This is a genomic window from Leptospira biflexa serovar Patoc strain 'Patoc 1 (Paris)' (assembly GCF_000017685.1).
GTDB classification, from domain to species: Bacteria; Spirochaetota; Leptospiria; order Leptospirales; family Leptospiraceae; genus Leptospira_A; species Leptospira_A biflexa.
Genome location: NC_010602.1, coordinates 2,899,677 through 2,920,000 on the forward strand (window position 1 = coordinate 2,899,677; position 20,324 = coordinate 2,920,000).

General features: G+C 36.7%; 21 protein-coding genes (1 of these 21 only partly in view). 11 read left to right on the top strand and 10 right to left on the bottom strand.

What is annotated here, in order from left to right; genetic code table 11:
* The first annotated feature begins 84 nt into the window (after positions 1–84).
* Positions 85–2,325 (top strand): fatty acid desaturase, encoded by a 2,241-nt coding sequence (locus tag LEPBI_RS13775; protein ID WP_226992794.1) that lies wholly within the window; start codon positions 85–87, stop codon positions 2,323–2,325.
* On the opposite strand, the gene LEPBI_RS13780 is transcribed toward LEPBI_RS13775, so the two are convergent.
* A complete protein-coding gene (locus LEPBI_RS13780) occupies positions 2,322–2,888 on the bottom strand; it encodes a TetR/AcrR family transcriptional regulator (RefSeq protein ID WP_012389742.1) in 567 nt (188 codons plus the stop codon). The genes LEPBI_RS13775 and LEPBI_RS13780 overlap by 4 nt on opposite strands.
* Before the next feature lie 189 nt (positions 2,889–3,077).
* On the opposite strand from LEPBI_RS13780, the gene LEPBI_RS13785 reads away from it, so the two are divergent.
* Both LEPBI_RS13785 and LEPBI_RS13790 read left to right on the top strand, forming a co-directional pair.
* Positions 3,078–4,226, top strand: a complete 1,149-nt coding sequence (locus LEPBI_RS13785) for a helix-turn-helix transcriptional regulator (protein WP_012389743.1) — start codon at positions 3,078–3,080, stop codon at positions 4,224–4,226.
* A 100-nt stretch (positions 4,227–4,326) separates the two neighbouring features.
* Positions 4,327–5,061: a hypothetical protein gene (locus tag LEPBI_RS13790; protein WP_226992795.1), complete on the top strand. Its 735-nt coding sequence runs from the start codon at positions 4,327–4,329 to the stop codon at positions 5,059–5,061.
* A 154-nt stretch (positions 5,062–5,215) separates the two neighbouring features.
* Here LEPBI_RS13790 and LEPBI_RS13795 read toward each other — a convergent pair whose 3' ends face one another.
* From LEPBI_RS13795 to LEPBI_RS13810, 4 genes are all read right to left on the bottom strand, one after another.
* The gene (locus LEPBI_RS13795; protein ID WP_012389745.1) at positions 5,216–5,815 is read right to left on the bottom strand and encodes a GyrI-like domain-containing protein; all 600 of its coding nucleotides are present in this window, start codon (positions 5,813–5,815) and stop codon (positions 5,216–5,218) included.
* 27 nt (positions 5,816–5,842) lie between these two features.
* Complete coding sequence (gene lsa20 / locus LEPBI_RS13800; protein WP_012389746.1) at positions 5,843–6,466, bottom strand: LIC11469 family lipoprotein adhesin Lsa20; 624 nt, start codon at positions 6,464–6,466, stop codon at positions 5,843–5,845.
* A 6-nt stretch (positions 6,467–6,472) separates the two neighbouring features.
* Positions 6,473–7,945, bottom strand: coding sequence for an NADase-type glycan-binding domain-containing protein (locus LEPBI_RS13805; protein WP_012389747.1), 1,473 nt, complete (start codon positions 7,943–7,945; stop codon positions 6,473–6,475).
* Between the two features lie 62 nt (positions 7,946–8,007).
* Complete coding sequence (locus tag LEPBI_RS13810; protein ID WP_012476394.1) at positions 8,008–8,925, bottom strand: thioredoxin domain-containing protein; 918 nt, start codon at positions 8,923–8,925, stop codon at positions 8,008–8,010.
* Between the two features lie 96 nt (positions 8,926–9,021).
* Between LEPBI_RS13810 and LEPBI_RS13815 the strand changes: the two genes are divergently transcribed.
* The 6 genes from LEPBI_RS13815 to LEPBI_RS13840 all read left to right on the top strand — a co-directional run bounded on the left by LEPBI_RS13815 (position 9,022) and on the right by LEPBI_RS13840 (position 13,307).
* The gene (locus LEPBI_RS13815) at positions 9,022–9,507 is read left to right on the top strand and encodes a DUF3592 domain-containing protein (RefSeq protein ID WP_012389749.1); all 486 of its coding nucleotides are present in this window, start codon (positions 9,022–9,024) and stop codon (positions 9,505–9,507) included.
* 13 nt (positions 9,508–9,520) lie between these two features.
* Positions 9,521–10,453, top strand: coding sequence for an ankyrin repeat domain-containing protein (locus LEPBI_RS13820; RefSeq protein ID WP_012389750.1), 933 nt, complete (start codon positions 9,521–9,523; stop codon positions 10,451–10,453).
* 121 nt (positions 10,454–10,574) lie between these two features.
* Positions 10,575–10,961 (top strand): hypothetical protein, encoded by a 387-nt coding sequence (locus tag LEPBI_RS13825; RefSeq protein ID WP_012389751.1) that lies wholly within the window; start codon positions 10,575–10,577, stop codon positions 10,959–10,961.
* Between the two features lie 84 nt (positions 10,962–11,045).
* Positions 11,046–12,092: an SH3 domain-containing protein gene (locus LEPBI_RS13830; RefSeq protein ID WP_012389752.1), complete on the top strand. Its 1,047-nt coding sequence runs from the start codon at positions 11,046–11,048 to the stop codon at positions 12,090–12,092.
* Between the two features lie 54 nt (positions 12,093–12,146).
* Positions 12,147–12,500, top strand: coding sequence for a hypothetical protein (locus LEPBI_RS13835; protein ID WP_012389753.1), 354 nt, complete (start codon positions 12,147–12,149; stop codon positions 12,498–12,500).
* 96 nt (positions 12,501–12,596) lie between these two features.
* On the top strand, positions 12,597–13,307 hold the full coding sequence (locus LEPBI_RS13840) for a hypothetical protein (RefSeq protein WP_226992796.1): 711 nt from the start codon (positions 12,597–12,599) through the stop codon (positions 13,305–13,307).
* Positions 13,308–13,591: 284 nt separating this feature from the next.
* On the opposite strand, the gene LEPBI_RS13845 is transcribed toward LEPBI_RS13840, so the two are convergent.
* Entirely contained in the window at positions 13,592–14,689 is a 1,098-nt protein-coding gene (locus LEPBI_RS13845; protein WP_012389755.1) for an AraC family transcriptional regulator, read from the bottom strand.
* 133 nt (positions 14,690–14,822) lie between these two features.
* Here LEPBI_RS13845 and LEPBI_RS13850 point away from each other — a divergent pair, with 133 nt between their 5' ends.
* Positions 14,823–15,950 carry a DJ-1/PfpI family protein gene (locus tag LEPBI_RS13850; protein WP_012389757.1) on the top strand — a complete coding sequence of 376 codons (1,128 nt, stop codon included), beginning with the start codon at positions 14,823–14,825 and terminating at the stop codon, positions 15,948–15,950.
* Positions 15,951–16,042: 92 nt separating this feature from the next.
* Here the strand turns inward: LEPBI_RS13850 and LEPBI_RS13855 are convergent, their stop codons facing one another.
* The 3 genes from LEPBI_RS13855 to LEPBI_RS19150 form a co-directional block, all read right to left on the bottom strand.
* Complete coding sequence (locus LEPBI_RS13855) at positions 16,043–16,648, bottom strand: hypothetical protein (protein WP_012389758.1); 606 nt, start codon at positions 16,646–16,648, stop codon at positions 16,043–16,045.
* Positions 16,645–17,769 (bottom strand): WG repeat-containing protein, encoded by a 1,125-nt coding sequence (locus tag LEPBI_RS13860; RefSeq protein WP_012389759.1) that lies wholly within the window; start codon positions 17,767–17,769, stop codon positions 16,645–16,647. Before LEPBI_RS13860 ends, LEPBI_RS13855 begins: the two co-directional genes overlap by 4 nt.
* Positions 17,770–17,923: 154 nt before the next feature.
* Positions 17,924–18,076: a hypothetical protein gene (locus tag LEPBI_RS19150; protein WP_167530801.1), complete on the bottom strand. Its 153-nt coding sequence runs from the start codon at positions 18,074–18,076 to the stop codon at positions 17,924–17,926.
* Positions 18,077–18,126: 50 nt separating this feature from the next.
* Between LEPBI_RS19150 and LEPBI_RS13865 the strand changes: the two genes are divergently transcribed.
* Complete coding sequence (locus LEPBI_RS13865) at positions 18,127–19,590, top strand: right-handed parallel beta-helix repeat-containing protein (RefSeq protein WP_012389760.1); 1,464 nt, start codon at positions 18,127–18,129, stop codon at positions 19,588–19,590.
* 112 nt (positions 19,591–19,702) lie between these two features.
* Here the strand turns inward: LEPBI_RS13865 and LEPBI_RS13870 are convergent, their stop codons facing one another.
* On the bottom strand, positions 19,703–20,324 hold the 3' end of the coding sequence (locus LEPBI_RS13870; protein ID WP_012389761.1) for a DEAD/DEAH box helicase. Its footprint extends 794 nt past the window's final position; only the last 622 of its 1,416 coding nucleotides appear in the window; the start codon falls outside the window, past its right edge — the gene reads right to left on this strand; its stop codon occupies positions 19,703–19,705.

The following is a 20,324-nucleotide window of genomic DNA, read 5'->3' on the forward strand; positions in this document are numbered from 1 at the left end:
AATCGTTCGATAAAAAGCCCCAATTGGGTTGAATGATGCTTTCTTGGATTCGGGCCAATTGCGTGAAAAGGAATGGAGTTGGATATGTTCTCAACAGATCAAATCAGCACAAAAAAGACAATGCAACCAATTGCTAGTAAAACCGCAATCCAAGCGAAAATCAACGGAGCCACGATTCAGCTTCTTTCCAATGAAAACATCTTGAGTGCGGCATTACGTCAGGGAATTGATTTCCCCCATAGTTGTCGTGTCGGTGGCTGTGCTACCTGCAAATGCCAGTTAATCCATGGGAAGGTCAAAGAATTAACGGAAACAGGTTATTTATTATCAGATGAAGAGTTGAACAATGGTTATATCCTAGCTTGCCAATCCATACCCCAAACAGATGTAGAGATTCGGGTTCCAAACAAGGAATTCATTTTAGGGCAAGTCATCAGACAAAAATTTTTAACAAAAGAAATTTGTGAAATCACGATCCAACTAAAAATACCCATCAACTTCAAGGCTGGCCAATATGTATCTCTTTCCATCGAAGGAATGGATGCAGAACGAAATTATTCCATCGCAAATGCACCCAATGAGAAAGGGATTGTGTCTTTCATCATACGAAACGTTCCCGGTGGAAAATTATCAAATTATATATTCAATGAAAATTTAGTTGGGAAAAAAACAAAAGTCAAAGGTGCTTTTGGGAATTTTTATCTAAGAGATAGTAAAAACCCAATTCTTATGATTGCTGGTGGAAGTGGACTATCACCAATCCTTGCAATCTTAGAACAAGGGATATTGAATGGCACCAAACGGCCGCTCACCTTACTTTTTGGTGCTCGAAAAAAAGAAGACCTATACAAACTGAATGAACTTCAAAAAATAAAAAAATTATGGAAAGGGAAATTCAATTTTATTCCAGTTCTCTCTGAAGAACCAAAAGAAAGTTCTTGGAAAGGAGAACGAGGTCTCGTCACATCAAAAATTAAGGAATACATCACTAATAAAACAGAAGCGTATCTATGTGGACCACCTCCGATGGTAGATTCTGCCACCAAAGAATTAACCTTAATGGGAATTCCAAAACATTCCATTTATGCCGATCGATTTACAACAATCGATCACAGTTTGAGTTTAAACATAGATGACATACAGAATAGAAGCAAAGCAGGATTTTTTGATTATCTAAAATTTTTTTTATTCCATGCTGTGGCGATCATGTCTGTAGTGAGTTTACTTATGGGAGGGTTCTATACTACGATTGGATTTTTTTCCCTCTTATTCTTTTATATTATTGGAGATGCGATTTCTGGTGATGACAAAAGTACTCCTAATTTTTCAAGACCAGATGTATTGACCTTACAACTTTGGATGGCATTACCTATTTTATGTGTCATTTTTTTTAGCTCCGTATGGACAGTTAGTCCGACCGATACCCTCGGATTTGGATCCTGGCTTTCTCAAATATTCGATTATGATTTTAATTTTGCGAAAACAAATACGACAATCATAGAGCATGTCTATGCAATCATCTTATCCGGTTTAATGATTGGCCTTGTTGGAACCATTACAGCTCATGAATTGACTCATCGAACTTGGGATCCGATTTCCATGTTCATTGGAAGATGGTTACTTGCATTCAGTTTTGATACCATTTTTTCGATTGAACATGTGTATGGACACCATCGGTATGTCTCCACAACGGAAGATCCTGCAACAGCACCCCGCGGCAGAAATGTGTATTACCATATCCTTGCTTCTACCATCAAAGGAAATATTAGCGCTTGGGACATTGAAGTGAAACGATTAAAAAGAATGAACTACTCCATCCTTTCCTATCACAATGCATATCTCCGAGGCCATTTAATGAGTGTCAGTTTGGTGACTTTGGCCTATCTAATTAGTGGTATCACGGGAATGTTCTTTTTTATTGCATCTGGTTTATTTGGGAAAGCACTGCTTGAGATCGTAAACTATATGGAACATTATGGAATGGTTCGTTTACCAGAAGAGCCTGTGCAACCGAGGCATTCCTGGAATACCAATAAAAGGATTAGTTCATGGACTATGTTCAATTTGACACGCCACTCCCACCATCATGCACAAGGAGAAGTTGCTTACCAAGATCTTAGACCCTTTCCGAATGCGCCTATGATGATAAGTGGGTATCTGACAACCATCGTAATTGCACTCATCCCGCCACTATGGCACCGATTGATGGTTCCCAAGGTGCTTGAATGGGATCAAAAATTTGCGAGTCCAGAAGAACTCGAACTTGCCAAAATCGCAAACCAAAGAAGTGGTATTCCGAAATTCATTTCATCTAACAAGGGCTAGATTTCATTAATGTCGCCTGAGAATAAATCTCCTAAGTATTTTAATCCTTCCAATAGATGGATCCATGATGTTTCAGGTTCTCCTTTTAATTTCAAAAACAATACACCCACAAAAAAAGCTAAAAATGCTTTCCCACCTTTCCCTTCGGTTTCCTTAGGGAAAAATCGATTCAATGCATTTTCATAAGAAGTGAATGATTCTTCCACCAATTGGGCGAGTTCCTCTGAGTCGGAGAGCTGTCGTTTGACATCAACCGCAAGTAACATCAAATTCAGAAAATGTCCTTCTTTTCCGGAGACAAAATTGATGATATCGTTTACATTTGCGTTTTCTTCCGAAAGTTTATGAATTGCCTCGGCATCAGATGATACGAGATGTTTTACCATAGAAGAAAACAAAGCTTCCTTTGTAGGAAAGTAATGGTATAAGGTGCCAGTGGATACTCCTAATTCTTTGGAAAGTTCCCTCATCGAAACGGAAGCAACACCTTTCGAAACAAAAATTGGAAGGGATTTAGAAAGTAACTCGATTCGATAAAGATTATGATCCACAATCTTTGGCATAAATACCACCTACTGAAAAAAAGCATTATTGATTCGATTGTTCTATTTTCTTTTTTTCACATATCGAAAACAAAACTGATGACAGGGTTATTTTCAGCTTTGTCCAAAGAACATCAAGTAAGAATCTTTAGGTTTTTGATTTGATTTTGATCGCTGCTTGGTTGTATAATTCCATCTGGAGTAATTCTTGTGATCGGTGATCTTCAAATCCCCTTATTATTATCATTGGCAGCGCTTGTTTCTAATTTCTCAGTTTTACTTTTGACTTTGGGAAAAAACTTTCCAATCCTAATCACAATCCGATTTGTTTCCATTGTGTTAATTTTAGGAAATTCTTTTTTGATCGGTACATTTTTATCTGGATCAGAGGGAGAGGCTTATGTATACTTTCACTTGTTCCGTTCAGTCATCTTTTTTATACCTTATCTTTTTTTAAAGGTAACATATAACTTAACAGCTAGAAAACAAAACTCTCGTTTGCTTCAAATTGCGCTCCTTTTGACTATATTCTATGTCCTCTTCATAAACATCGATTACCTTCGAAGCGAATCACTTCTAATCGCTGGATGGAATCGAAATCCTTGGGGCTTTTGGCCCATTTTACATCTAAGAGCCAAAATCTTCATTGGAATTGGTTTTTTTATACCTTTTCTGATTTCATTGTATTTACTATTAAATCCCAAAGAAACCTTAGAGAAAGAAAATTTGAATTTCTCATTTTTATTGGTTGTTTGGTGGATCGGATTTTCTTGTAACTTTTTAGCATTGTTTGGAGTAAATGTTTTTCCTTTTGGAATGGCAATAGACACGATCATTAGCGTTTTGTTTTCCTTGCTATTGACAAGGTATTGGAGAAGCCACTTTTTTGTTCTAGCGATTGAATTCTTTTCTGTACTGAGTTGTACGATCCTTTGTTTTATTCTCATCCATTGGGCTATGGATTTTAATTTCTCTATCCGATACTTTGGTTCGTTTATAATAGGTATGGTATTTGTATTTTTTTTATTCCATTTCTTTCAGTTTATGAAATCAAAAAATTCAAATCCTTTTCTTTGGAATAGGGATATTGATTTAAAAAATGGAACTTTTCAATTTGAATTCGATACAACAAAATTAAAACAGAAACTCAACTACTATGATGTAACAAAAAAAGAAATTCAAATCGCAGAAATGATCACAAGAGGATTTTCTAAGAAACAAATTCGGTTTTATTTAGATATCACAGATGGCACTTTTCGGAATCATTTGAGCAACTTGTATGCAAAAACCATTGATTTGGAATCCCCACAAACGACAGGAGATAAATTCCAAAGATTGATTTATTTTTTAACCAAGTGATAGCAAACTCAAATTTTCATGACATTTGTCATGGGTTTTCGTTTGGTTCATGACAAAACGAGGATTCCCAATCGCTCTTTCAACGCGTATTATAAAGGGTATGAAAGAACATACTCTAACAATCCCTTGGCTAAACCAAATCATAGTGATTGGCTTGGCAATCTTCCTCTTGATTCTAATGAGTTTCTATCTATTTAGAAAAGCATTTCAAGTTTTCCCGAATCAAATAAATGCGATCATCCTCACTTGGTCAAAAGTTTCCCTGCTCTTAGGAATCAATATAGTTATTTCTTACTTTGGTTTCTTAGAAACGTTTTCCTTTCCGCCGAGAATGCCACTCCTTGCCATTTCGTTCACGATCATCGCGGGTCTTTTGATAATCAAATCACCACTATTTAGTGTAATTAGGAGCTTCGGATCTGAAAAAATCTTATTATTCCAAGTCTGGAGATTGATTCCAGAAATGGTTATTTTCGTGAATGTACAATCCGGAATTCAAGCAGAGATCATGACATTTACTGGGAATAATTATGATATTCTAACAGCACTTACAGCACCAATTCTTTATTTCGTTACCAAAAAGTATACACTGAGATTTAAATGGATCTTAATTTGGAATGTACTTTCGCTCATCAATTTAATCCATACATTGATGATGGGTGTACTCTCGGCGCCTTATCCGATCCAAGTTTATATGACGGAACCTTCAAACCAAATCATCGGATTCTTTCCGATGACAATCATTCCTTTATACTTTGTTCCTGTGGCAATTCTCTCACATCTGTTCGGAATATTCATTGGATATAATCAAATCAATGAAAAAAATAGGTTATAACATTCTAAAAATTGGAATAGGTAAACCTACACCTAACTGAAATTGGAAGGGAAAAACGAATAGATAGGCAAATGAATTCTTTCTGAAAGGATTCGTACAAAAACACAATCAGTCGAAAGTATGCTTCCGACTGATTATCAAATCGAAGCGAACATTATTTTTGTAAAAATAAGTTTTCTAAAGGAAAAAAGACATCTCGACTCACACCAATCGGCATATAAAATTCTATTTTTTCCACAAAGTTGGCAGATCCTCCATACACTTCTATCGCTACAGAAGTTTCTTTTGGTTCCAATAAGAGTGTTTCTTGGAATTTTGGATACACTTTCATAGGAGCAAAAAAGTATGAAATCACATTCTTGAATGGAAATGTTGCGGTTAAACAATTCATTTTGGGAATTGAAAATGTTACAAATTTGTTTTGAATGGATTTGATTTGAGATTCCGACAATCCATCCATACGACATCCTAAAACAGATCTCAATTTTTCAGGTGGTGTGTCTGGACTGTCCAAGTACAAAGCCAAACTATTACATTCAGTGATTCCAATTGATTCCCAATCGTTTTGGAATTTTTCCCAACTCTCTTTTAGATTTTCATATGGACCCGTATGCGTATGAACAAAGATTGTTTGAGGTCCAAATGTTCCACGCTCTACTTCCACTTGTTTGAATCCGCCCATATATGCATAAAAGGAAATTCCGATCACTAGGATGATTCCAAAAGTGAACCCAATTTTCTTTAAAATTTTCATATGTTTTTCTCTCCAAATCAATTTTGATCAATCCATTTCACTTGGTAGTGACTTACTTGCACTTTTTTCAAATTGTAACATCCTTTCATGACTGATACCAATGAGATTGTGAGTTAAGACAAGAGAGTCCCCCAAATAATCAGGAGCCAATCGAATTTCCACAACACGATACCATGTTTCCTTTGGTGGCACACTAAACGCATGATTCACACACAAACATTTGAACTTAAATCCAAAACTATGTTCAACAGGCATTGCCGAGTGAGGTGCAGCAAAAAAATAAACAGGTTTTTCCGTTGTATTTTTCATCACGAGCAAAAACTGTTTTTTAGAACCAGGTTTCAACACAATTTGTCCATTGGGAATCGGATCACCAAAGGGAGCCCTTTTTCCTTCAGGGACTGAGCCAGTTGTCCATAGAGCAAGAACTTGTGCTCCACTCGGTTCCCGAATTTCCATTTCCAATGGCAACGAGGTGTATTCCCATTTCACATCGAGTTTCACATGACTTGATGGCTTTGGATTTGTCACCATTACTTCGTTATGTTGGTGAGTTACCGCTTTTTCTTTTTCATCACAAGAAAAGATAAAAAAACAGAACGCCAATACTACGAAACGAACAACCGAATTTCGAATCCAAAAACTGATCATTTCGTTTTACTCTAAATTCAGTTCTAACGTTGAAAAATCTAAGTTATTTGTTTTTTTAGAATTGATGAGATAAAACTGTTTTCCTTTGATTTGTAAGGTAACAAATTCTTGGAATATTTTCTCAGTATTGTTTGGGTCAGGATTTTTTACCATATTACAATCCCTACCACATCCATTACAATCGCCACCACCGTAATCTAAAAAGTTTGTGAATGTTTGTTTCCTTAAAAATCCAAAGATGCGAAGTTGAATTTTGCCAGGAGTCATTTCTTTTACTTCATAATTACCAAGTCCATAAAAACGATTCGAACTTTCTTCACCCGCATCATAATTGGTTCTTGCGGTTGAACCTTCTAAAAAGAAGGTTCCGTCCGACCTGAATCGAATGGTCCAATCAGAAGATGTAGGTGGATCCATATTCTCTTCAATAGGGACTTGGTTCTCAGCTCCCGCAGGTTGGTCTGTGACAACTTCGTCACCTGACACTGCATACACTTCCCTTCCTGTCAATCCACGATTCAATACCATCCGGAGAGATGCTTTTGTAAAAGATTCAAAATTTTTAGAAGCTGTGTCTTTTGATTTAGGGAGAGTGTCCAAAACAAACCAATCCCCATCATGCCCAAATCGAAGCTCTGATAGTACAATTCCTTTTTCCGAATATCCTGGATAAATCTCTTCCACTTTCATGGTTAGATTTTTGCCTTGGAATGTCGTTGGAAGTTGGATCTCTTGGCTTCCCATTGTATCCTCCACATTGATTTTTGCGGAATAACCATCATCGCCAGTGATTAAAAAAGATTTTACCCTACCATTTTTGATGCAGTGAACATCTGATCTTTGATAACCGTTCCAAATTTTGATTACTGATATCTTTTTAGATTTCGCAAAATTAAAGTTAAACGAAACTCCAACTCCACCTTTCACGGAAGCATATCCGTTTTCATACTTGGAATCAAAGAGATTCATAACAGAATAAGTTGGTTCCGGAGATGCGGTCTCAGAAGCAGTGACAGAACCCGAAATGACTTCAGGAGTGAAGGTTCGATATGCTTTTTTGCTTTCATCGTAAAACTTTACAGATTTTAGACAAATATTCTGATTCCTTTGAAAATTCAATGTCACCGAACGCGCTTGCACAACTGGATCAAATAAAACTTCTGAATTCGATTTTTCAATGTCCGTACTCGCATACACTTCATCAAAGTTAACATACGCTGCGATCCGATCTTTGAACTGGCCACCACATGATTCAATCGAAACCTTGGTCAAAGGAAAAGCATTGTCTGCATAAAAATGTACTTTGACAAATTCAGCACCCGGTTCCGCTTTCCATTCACTTCCATCTAACAGGAGAAAGGGAAGTCCATTCTCCATGGAAGTAGAAGTCACCATTGAAAAATGAAGTTTTTTCCCACAATTGACAACAAATGCTGTCAATAGGATCAAAACTAAAAGTAGGTTGGATTTGATTTTCATTGTTGGTCCTTTAAAATGTGCATTTAATGAACCGAATGTACGGAAAAACGCAAGGAATTTTTTTAAGGTTTTGTGTCTTCCAAGACTCTTTCCCAAGTTTCTGCATCTAGGGCTCCTAAAATCCATCTTCCATTCACCCAAAATGTGGGGACGGAACTGACACCTAATTTTTTAGCCTCCTCCCAATCCGCTTCCACTAAGTTTCGATAGCGAGCGTTAGATGTTTGGGAGATACATTCAGTAAAATAATTCCAATTGTTTGAAGAAATAGCTTCGCCTTTGGCTAAATGATTGGCATGTGCATATAATAATTGCATATGAAGAGAAAACTGTGTTGGATCCTTTTCCCATAAGCACCGCGATACAACTAATGGAATCAAACTTTGATCCGATTCTCCATCCAAAGGGAAGTCTTTATGGATGTAATGAATTTGTGTTTTGTATTTTAATAAGAGATTCTTTGTGTGCGGAAAGGTTTTTTTACAAAACCCACAAAGATAATCACTCCATTCCACAATTACCCATTTTGCTTTTTTGTTTCCGAATTGAGGTGAATATTGTACATCCAATTGAGTCAACAAATTTGATTTTGATTGGTATATTGGTTTTTGTTTGATATTAATATTTGTTTTGTGAAAGATTCGACTCCAAACAATTCTCATGCGAATGGATTCTCGCAAACGATCGATTGCATCTGTATCTGGGATGGAATTTCGCAATCGAACTTTTTCCCGCTGCCAGTATGTATTAATTTCCTGATCGGAAACTAAAGATTTTTCAGATTCTTTCCACTCTTGTAAATTTTTTCCAAGGGAATGGGCCTTCTCGTTTAATTGAGAGAGGTGCACATCCGAAGAAAGTGTTTCTTTGATCGAATCTTCAGAAGGTAAAGATTCTGGAAGGTAATTAGATTCAAATGAAGAACCTCCGCAAGATAAATACAAAAAGATCATGATGATGAGTTGCACAATCTGAATCATATCGGACTCACTCGATTGTCTCAAGTATTTTTGAGATGAAAGGATTTATTTTTTGATTGAATATAAGTTCAAAAAAAGTTTAGATTTTCTATTTATATGAAAACGAAAATAGTTTCTCGATTCTTACAAATCCTTGCTCTGTACATTTTTTTATCTTCGTCTTATTACGTTTTAGGAAGGATTTTCACCATTCGCGATGGAGAGAAAATTAACGGTAAGGTGGTAACTTCTTATAAAGAATTAGACTACAGCACTCAAACCAGCGGCAAACGTTATGGTACAAGTCACTACATTCTAAGACCAATCATCCAATACCAAATCAATGGAGAGACCAATGAAATTCATGGCGAAATTTTAGGTGAAGTAGGTAAGGAATACCAAATTGGCCAATCAGTCCCTTTATACTATCTTCCCAACCAACCTAGTTATGCGATCATCAATACTTTTTCTGAACTTTGGGCCAAACCGATTCAATCATTCATTTGGAGTATTATGATCTTTTTGATTGGGACTTTCTTAGATAAAATCATCAAAAACATCAAAGAAAAGGTTTCTGCTTTTTTCAATTCATTCTTGTTATAAGAGTATACTCGATATGAAAGTTCCAACGATGAAACCATTCCTAATATTTAAAAAAATCCAGTTGCCTGTATTTTTGATTCTCCTCTGCATTCACCCAAAGCTACTCTTTAGCCAAAGCAAAGACATGGTCAAACTAGAATGGTATCATTATATCTTACTTTCACCTGTTCTCATCATCGATGGCATAAAAAGAGGTTATGCCGAAACAAAAAAAAACATCCAAGAATACCAAACCCACCAGTCCTTACCTGAATTACACAAAGCAGTCATCCAGTCCGATTACGAAAAAACCAAATCCCTCGTGGAAAGTGGAGTTCATTTGGAAACGATAGACACCAAAGGAGCAACAGCATTATTTTATGCGATCGAATTGAATCGAATCAACATAGCTCGTTTCCTGATCACAAAGAATGCCAATGTGAATGTTTCGAATTTTCAAGGAAGGCCCGCGGCGCTTTCCGCAATCAAAAACAATCAATTTGATCTCATCAAAATGATGTTAGACCATGGATTGAACCTACAGAATCCAAAAACAGGTGATACCTTACTAACCATCGCTTGTGCTTTTAAACCAACTAATTTTAAACTCGTCCAACTTTTGATTGAGCGTGGTGTTGCTATCAATGCAAAAGACAAAAACCATTATTCTGCTTTGATGCATTTGACCACAAGAGAAGAACCGAATTTAGACATCATTCGATACACAATCAAAAAAGGTGCGGATGTAAATGCAAAAGATCAATTGGGAAGATCCATCCTTCGTTTACTTGTGGAAGCGAGAACTCAGAACTTAATATTAGTTCAAATTCTATTGGAAAATGGTGCTGATCTTTATGTTAAAGATAATGAAGGAAAAACTATTTTTGATTTTATCAATGCCTATTATGATTCCCCTGAAACAGATGATCTTGTTCTCCTTCTCAAACGATACAAAAAGAAACGGTAGAGATTAAAGGAGAACGCCTCATACCTCAGTTCACCCAATCGGTAATAAATCTTCACGATTTTTAAAAATAATTCTCGCTTAATTGAGTTCTTCTGCTCTCTTTAGCAACGAGGTAATTGAAATGAATCTTATTTTTTCAAATATAAAATGGATTATGTTGGGATCGGGTATCATTACTTGCTCTATGATTTTATCCGCATTACATCCGTCTTTAGGACTCAGTTTAACATTCGGCGAATCATTGGATGGGAATTTAGCAAATATCATTGTACGAAATTGGGGAGCTCTCATCGCATTAATCGGTGGAATGTTAGTTTACGGTGCTTATAATGAACCAAATCGCAATTTAGTGTTAGTTGCAGCATCCATCAGTAAAAGTACGTTTGTGTTCTTAAATTTAGTGTATGGACAAGCTTATTTTGCAAAATCTGGATTGGCTTTGGTTTTTGATTCCGTACTGGTCATCATTTTTGTCGCATATCTCTTGTTTCAGCCATCAAAAAAATAATTTGATTCGGTTGCGATAAATCCATTTGGCGCGCCGATTCAATCTTGACATTTTTTTGACTGGAATCAAAACTTTGAAGCTCATATGAAAACCAAAATGGACGTAAGACGATCACTTGGATTCCTAATTTTCTTTCTTTTTTCCACATTACTACTCCATTGTAGTTCTTTGGGTTTAAAAAAATCGGAACCGAATGACAGTATTGCGTATGTCACGGCAAAATCAGGATTATTCCTCCGAGAAAAGCCAGGTAAAATTTATCCTAAAATCACCTTAGTGCCATTTGGAAAAGAAATCATCATTCTTAAATATACTGATGTTGAAGATACAATCGAAAACATCCGAGCCAAATGGGTAGAAGTAAAGTACAAAGATTTTAAAGGTTATATGTTCAGTGGTTTTTTGTCAAATTCTCCATTCACCTATGGAATCAGCGACCAATTCCATTCCTCTAATGCAAAACCAGATGATCACTTTGATGCTTTAGATCCAAATTTATGCAAAAATGCATACGATAAAGTGTATTGTTTTTCCAATCACGGTTACAAATTACTGAAAGATGGTTACTACAAAAAAGCGACTACTTCGTTTACCTCTGGCCTAAACTTAGAACCAAATAACCATCATCTATTGATCAACAGAGGATATGCATACACGCTATTCGGTGATTATGAAAAAAGTTTAATCGATTTTGAAAAAGCAATCCAAGTCAATCCAAATGGATACCTAGCTTATTTCGACAGAGCAGTCGTATACACGAAATTAAAAAAATTCGATTTGGCTTTGTTAGATCTTAAAAAATCAATCCAACACAATTCCCAAAGTTGTATGTCTTATAACAATCTTGGTTGGGTCCATCTCTTAAGATCTGAATGGGAAAAAGCAAAAATCGAATTAGAAAAAGCGAGGGATTGTGATCCAGGTTCCCCATATCCTTATGCTAACCTTGCCATTTATCATTATATGACAAAAAAAGACAAAGTGCAAACTTTTGAATTACTAAAGAAAGCACTAGAACTTCATTATGACATTCGAATCCTTTATGACAATGAAGGAGATGGTCAATTTTATAAAGAATGGAATCAATCTCCTGAATTCCTTAAGTTCATCGATAAAAACAAACCTAACTGATTTTTATGATTATAGTAGCAGAATAGGTCTTTACGAATCCGACCCACAGCTAATATGCCAAAGAAACTGAATCGAGTTCCCCTCGCCTATAAGATCCAATGGCAGACCATAAAAACCATATGGAATTCTCTCCAATTCAAAGAGGTATTCCCTTTTTTATTTGAATTCATCAAAGTTCGATTTCGGATCCAACGTACAAAATTCTGGAAGGAATGGAAATCAAAACAACCAGACAAAACCAAACTCAAATTCTCATTGGATCTGATTGCATTTTATCTTGCATACAAAGACATAGCCGGTACGGAACGTGCGCTCCTTTTGGTATTGACTCTTTTAAAAAAACAATCTTCGGAAGTATTTTGGGAAGTTGTAGAACTCTTTCGACGGTATAGAATTAAAATTTTGTAGCAATTCAAAAAATACGTATCAATTCATGATTCCAGACGATTTCACTTCCTAAATTGGGTATTGTATTCTACCAAAACTAAATTAGGAAATAAATTGATGAATGCCCAAACTTTTAAACCCAAAAAACTCCAAAAACCAAAACAAATCCTCTGTGTGATCACATTTTTATTAGCGACGACATACAACTGCGCTACCAGTTTGTTACCAGTAAAAACATCAATTGAAAAGAAGGAAACCATTGCCGTCTTTGTGAACCTTGTCGAAGCGAAGCCCGCCTTAACCTATAAAGCAACAAGGAGCATCGCTTCCAAAAACATAGCGGAGTTCGACGAATTTTTTCCAATGTTCAAACAATTGGCTCAAAAGGAACTACCCGCAGTTAAATTTCTCGAACCTAAAACCACTCCCCAAGAAATCTTGGGTCAAACCGTTTACACATATGACTTCGGAAAAACGGGAGCAAAGATTGGAATTGAATTCATCCCTGCCACAACATACATGCTGAGTAATGAATCGGAATACACGTCAGAAAAACTTAAAAAACAATCTTTTGAACAGACAACAAAAATTGTGATTCGTTTCCGAGAGATCAATGGAGATCGACTTGGAAAATATATCGGGAGTCGATTAGGATATGAATTAGCATCAGCAACCATCAATGGTTCTTGTGACGAAGAATGTCCCAAAAATATCAATGCCATGATGGCCTTATCAAATCCAGGGAAACTAGCTCCCGCACTCAAAGCACAAATGCCTGAAAACTTAAAAAAAGTCATCCAAGAAATTCTAGCAAGTAAAGAAGATTAATCTCGAAGATTCAAAGTTGTAGGTGAATTGAATTTATAATAACCTACAATGTCATATTATATTTTTTCATTCCTTCCCATTTTGGCTCTGTTAAAAAAAACAATTTTCCATTTGGGCGTTCCCAATTGGATTTTGTTTCAGAAAAACATCCAATCTGGGTCGGGCTACTCCGGGGTCCGCTTACGCTTCCGTCCCCAGCCATCTAACGATGGCAGGCGACTAAACCCTGCGTATCCCTAACGTTAGATGGGAATCCAAGACCCGAAGGATGGATTCACACATTTTCATTTGGATTTTGATCGATAGATTTGAGGAGAAACTCCATACCGATCTTGAAAGAGTTTATGAAACGATGATTTAGAATTAAATCCAGAAGCATAGATGATATTTAGAATTGTCATCTCACGTTTTTCCAAAAGCATTTTCTCTGCTTCCAACAATCGGAATTGATTGATATAATTACGAAAAGAACAACCTAACTTCGTATTTAATATCTCTGAAAGTTGATGAGTATTGATTTCTAATCGTTTTGCCAAACTTGTTAATGTCAATCGATCATTCAAATACAGTCGATCCAATTTCATTAATTCTTCCATACGTTGTAAAACCATAGGAATATCAACTCCCTTCAACCTACTTTCTTTATAACGTGCATCACGTATTTCTGCTTTAAAATGACCTAGGTAATCTCTAAAATTCATTCTTACGATCAGTAACGTAACCAAAAGTAAGGTGAATGCAAAACAAGCAGGTAAAAAAAGATCCATAAAAGCCAATTGAGCCAAAACAAACAAAACTATTACAAAAAGGGAATAAATCAGTAAAAATAAAAATGGGTGGAATGAAGATTCGATTTTTCCCTTCGATTGCAATTTCCAACGGAGTACCCGAACCAATATCATCAGAATATAAATCAAAATCGATACAACTCCGAACCCTAGGAGAAAGTTGATCCAATCAGTAAAAGATTTTAGATTCGGATGATCAGAGGTCAAAGTAGAAAGCTGATATCCATCTGGTTTAAAACTATAAACCAAAAAGAGACACCAAATGCTTGGGATAAAATGTAAAAATCGGATTTTAAAAAAAGTTTCGCCACTCATTTCTTCAAAAAAAAGATAACTAAGAGGTCCTATGAGAAAAATACTCGGAACATGAATTCCATAGAAAAATGGAATGGAATGAATTTGGTTTGTCAATTCACAATAGATATGAAGTAACAAAACCGTCACAGAGAGAAATAAAAATATAGGTGGCGAATCATGGAAAACCAATTGAAAATAGTTTTTGTTTTTTCCAATCTCTTTCTGAATCGATTCAATCCAATACGAAATGGCCAATAAAAAAGATACCACCGCCCCTACAATTGGAATCAAATTCATAACACTATACAGGAATCGAAAAGAAGATTGTCTATTTTTTTAATCGAATCTTAGGTAAATTTGTTCCATCTGTATCCAAACGGACGACAAATTTCAAAATTTGAAAGATACTCTTTGCATGAACCAAATTCCAATGAAACAAAAAAGTCAATTCCTTCCCATTCATAAGAGAGCGAAATTCATTTCATTCCTTTCTGTCATTTGTTTGGTGGTGTGCCTCTTGACTCTTTCGCTTTATCCAGAATCGAATCCTAAAATCAAAAAAGAATTAGAAAACATACCCATTAAAGAGAAGCATAAAAAACCGATTGTCGCTGTCATTGGAGAGAATCAATATACGGAACTTACTGATTTTTTAATCCCTTTTGGAATCTTAAAACGTTCTGGTATTGTGAAGATCCACGCTTTGGCACCAAATCGAGGTATTATGAATTTGTTTCCTGCTCTCTCTCTGGAAATCGAAACTTCATTGGATGATTTTGATTCCTTACACCCTGAAGGTGCTGACCTTGTCATTGTGCCTGCCATTCATAATGCAAAAAATAAAACGATCATTCAATGGATCCAAAACCAATCAAAACGAGGGGCAACGATCGTCGGAATTTGTGATGGAGTCTGGACTTTAGGACATGCAGGTCTTTTGAAAGATAAAAACGCAACAGGCCATTGGTATTCTATGGATGGTCTGAAAAACCAATTTACTGATACAAAATGGACTCAAAACAGAAGGTATGTCCAAGACCAAAATATCATTACGACAACGGGAGTCACCGCATCCCTTCCTATATCCATTGCGATCATCGAATTTTTAGCAGATCAAAAAAAGGCCAAAAGAGTGGCAGAGGAATTTGGCATACCCAACTGGTCTGCAAACCACAATTCAGAAGAGTTTGATTTCACTTGGAAACATTATCTAACTGCCGCAAAAAACCTAACTTTTGTTTGGAATTACGAAACCATTGGAATGAATCTTTACGAAGGCATCGATGAAGTATCTTTAGCGCTCCTTGCCGACTCCTACTCACGCACCTACAAATCAAAAGCAGTCGCGATCGGCAACCATCCCTTTCGAACAAAATCAGGGATTCTCATTTTACCAGAAACAAAAGAAGAAGAAACAAACAAAATCGATTTGAATGTAAAGATTCCAATCGACCAAAAACCATTTGTTTTGTTCTTAGAGAACCTCCACGAAATCCAAAAAAGATATGGGAAAAGTACCTTCCAATTTGTAGCAACACAATTGGAATTTTCAATGTAGTAGAAGTGGACAATTTATGTGAGTATTTTTTTAAAGTCTTTACCTCTGTTAGGTGAAACAAAAAAAAAGAATAGAGAATGAAGCCATTTCCTCTATTTTGAAATCTTAAAACTGCTCACGATTTGTTTTACCTCTTCCAAGATAGGTTCAAAATCATTTTGAACCATTCCGGATCCAATCATGTAAAAATAACCTTTCCTTGGAAAAATCCAAATCGCAGAAACCACCTGGGTTTCGTTTTGATCTTCGTCCATAATGATATGGGAAAAAAGAGCAAATCCAGCTAAATTTCCATTGATCCGAACTGCTTTAGGTTCGATTAGGTATTCAAATTTTTTAAGAGCCATGGACACTCGGAACAAATAGGTTCGAAGATCCACTGGTATATTATGAAACTCTAATTCTGATTTTAGAGCTTTGATATTGATGATAGTTAAATATTGATCAATCTCTGGGTCGCCCTTCCGAATGGAAAACAAAGGAAGTTCATTATTTTCATGTAATAGTTTTGTAAATGTCTTCGATTCCAAATGTAATTGATTTTTACTATCTCGAAACTCCTCATCTGTTACATCTTCCCAAGTATCAGGTTTTTCAATGGACAAACCCAATGATTTTAATTCTACCTTTTTTTTAGGATTTGCAAATAAGAAAGACGTTAAGATGAGAGGAACGAATATCCAATACTGTTGTTTCATTTGTTTTTACATCCCCTTAAATTGACAAATCCCCACTTATCCTTGATCACAAACGTAAACACTCCATCTTTGAATTGGTCAAGTTTCTCAAACAAAGGAGGGATTACCCATTCTGCATTGGTAGCGATAAACCCACGTTTTCCACCATCTTCTACAACTGCAAGACCCTCATGGAAGGAGGAAATATGAGAAAATTTAGGTTCCACTAAATATTCACCATTTCGATTGATGATCCCAACTTTATCACCAATAGTAACGCTCGCAAAACCTTCGCTAAAGTCATATTCCGAATCAAATTTTGCTTCAATGACAACCTTTCCGTTTTGATCCAAAAATCCCCATTTTTTTCCTTGTTCAAAACGAACGAGTCCCTCTTTGAAATTTCCCAGGTATTCATAAATGGGTGGTATGATTACATTGAAGTTAGAATCCATAATTCCCATTTTCTGATAATGTTTGAATACGATTGTACCTTCATAAAAATAACCACGCAGATCATATTTTTCATGGATAAACTTTTTTTCTTGGCCTTTCGCGTTGATGAGTCCTTGGTGTTCTTCCCGTTTAAAGACAGCCCAACCATTAAAAAACCCTGTGATAAAATCGTATTGGATGGGTACGACAATTTTTCCGTTGCGATCAATTAATCCGTATTTTTTATTGATTTCGACTCCCGCCACACCATTTTGAAAGTTGTAGGTCATGTCATAATACTTTCCACCTAACAAATCGCCATTTTTGTTTAAAAATCCCCGCGGATCTTTTCGATCATCACCTTCCCGAAATACAACATAACCTTCATGGAAATCTCCTATAAAAGAAAATTCAAAATCCATTACTTCCTTTTCATCTAAGTCAATGAATCCAAATTTTCCATTTTTTTTAGTACGAATCCAATCATCGGAAACAGGCGAAAGATCATCATAAATGATTTTACTCACTTTGATTCTTTTATCATTAAAAGTAAGACGGTGACTTGGTTCGCCACTGGTTTGAATGTTGGTGAGTTGGAACCGGAGGTCACACCCTCTCACCGTTGGGTTTTTGTTATGAGGTAGGCTCGAACACAAAATGGTTGTTAGACAAAGTGAAAGGACTGTAACACGTAGAAGGCATTTCATTTGTTGGTTATTATTTTAGATGCCATTCTCATTGGATACCAATTTTCCTGCGCCCCGGATTGCAGCGGAAATCCTTTGCGTAAGCAAAGATTGGAGCGAAAAGCCGGAAATGTGCGCCCAAAGAAAAACAAAACAAACATTGATTCCAAGCCACCTATAATTGCTTAATCTCGTTAGGTGGTAAAAGTGTCCTTTTTTGGTCGAATTTCGAATCCTTTTTAGTTGCAAATATCATGATCATCAATTGATACGCTTCAAATCGTTTGAATTTGATTTGGTTGTATTTGATGATTTCGATTGACGACATCAAATATTTCGTATCAGAATGGTAACTCTGCAAAAATAGGAAATAATTTAATGAATCGCTCGTTCCTGTTCCTTTTATTGATCACTCTCTTTTTTCAAGCAAACTGTCTATACAATCCAATTGTTAGAGAAGTATTGGAACTTGATGGACAAGGAAAAAAAGATGAATATTTGAAATACCTTCCATTTTTCCTTGGTCCTTCTTCCATAGGAGCAAGAATGACTCCAACGCTTGGAAATCTCATCAGAACAGATTCTCAAATTCACGTTGTCTTTAATCGAAGTATGGATCCGGAAAGTTTTTCGGCGATTTTAGGCTCTTCCTTAACAACGGTTTGGTCCGATACATTCCAATCGAATGACACTGTGACTCTCACGGGAAACCATCCATTAGGAATCATCACCTTTACAATGGATGCTAAGGATTCGAATGGAAATCAAATGCAGACGATCACGGGAAATTACACAGTTGTATCCACAAACACAAATCTTTATTACGTTAGTGTATTTGGAAATGATGGAAATCTGGGAACAACTCCAACGAATCCAAAACAATCAATCTTATCTGCTATCAGTGGTTCCGTATCACCTGCTGCGATTCTTGTCTCTGCTGGAGAATATCCACTAACAGCAAGTTTGTCGTTAATGGAAGGAATCTCTCTTTACGGAGGGTTTAGTCAAGATTTTCTCAATCGGGATCTATCGGCGAGCACTACTCGTATATTTGATTCGAGAACAGGATCTGATTTGATTGCCATTGTTGCGGGTCCTGCAGTCAGTGTGGCAACCTATTTTGATGGTTTTACAGTCCAAAGTGCAAATGATCCTGCAACCATCCAAAGCACTGCCTTTTTTTGTAATGGAGGTTCGCCTATCATTTCGAGGAATCGGATGTTAGGTGGAACTGCTTCGACTGGTTCTGGGTATTCAATTGGAATTCGGATTTCTGGTGCTTCACCCAATATCATCGATAATTATAACATTCAAGCAGGGGATGCTCTCGATACATTTGGGATCTTCATCGAAAATTCTTCCTCTCCCACAATTACAAACAATACAATTTCGGGAGGATCGGCTGCTGGTTCTGATCATGCGTTGTATTCTGGTCCACAAAACAATAACCCTATCATTTCGAACAATGTCATTTCTGGAAAAACAGGAAGTATATCATATGGATTGAATTCGAGTTTTCCGTCTAACGTCACTTTAACGAACAATTTCATTAATGGAGGATCGGGAAATTTGAGTATCGCAATCTACAATGGGGCTGGAAACGGCACGAGCCGTGGAAATTATTCTTCCAACCGACTCTTCACATCCGGCGGAACAAATCGATTTTGTATGTACGAAGCAGGCATTACAGCTCCAACGTATAATAGTCCCATCAGTTTTAACAATAACCAGTTATTCGATTGCCCTTCTGGTTTGTATTTTGACAACAATACTCCGATCTTTGATTTCAATACAATCAATGGTCTTACCATTGGTGGAGCACTTTACACAGGCAATTTTTAAGTTCCATGTTAGATTCAGCAAGTGTCCGTGCTAAGCCATTCGCCCCGACTGACTACCCCCAACCAATCAGTTACCAACCTAACGTTCGTAAGGATCAGGTTCGAATATCGCACTACCTATATCGTGACTTTTTGGCTCTCGGTGATTTTTTTGCACTAGGAGATGATTTTTTAGGCTCAGACTTATAGCCTGAATCACTTGGTTTTCTTTTTTCCGATTGCCCTTGACTCCTATTTGAGTTTTGTTTGGAGTTCTGCTGTGAGTTTCTGTTTCTGCCAGAAGAACTATCTCCCGATTGCGTAGGGCGTCTTTGGCCTCGATTGCCGCCACCTCCAGATCCATGGAGTTTGGGAGCCTTGCCTGTATGCGATTCCACCCGCGCTGCATGGTAAGGATGGTCCCGATCCACTGGGATCGAGATTCCAATCACTTTTTCAATGTCTTTGATCAGTGATCTTTCGTCTGCCTCTGCGATGGCAATGGCGATTCCATTTTTCCCTGCACGTGCTGTACGTCCAATTCGGTGTACATAGGTTTCAGGAACATAAGGAATTTCATAATTAATGACATGTGTGATGTCATCGATGTCGATTCCTCTGGCAGCCAAATCAGTTGCCACAAGAGCTCTGTTTTTTCCTGAACGAAAATCTTCTAAGGCTCTTTGTCTAGCAGATTGACTTTTGTTGCCGTGAATGACATCCGTTTTGATTCCACTTTTGTTTAAGAGTTCCGAA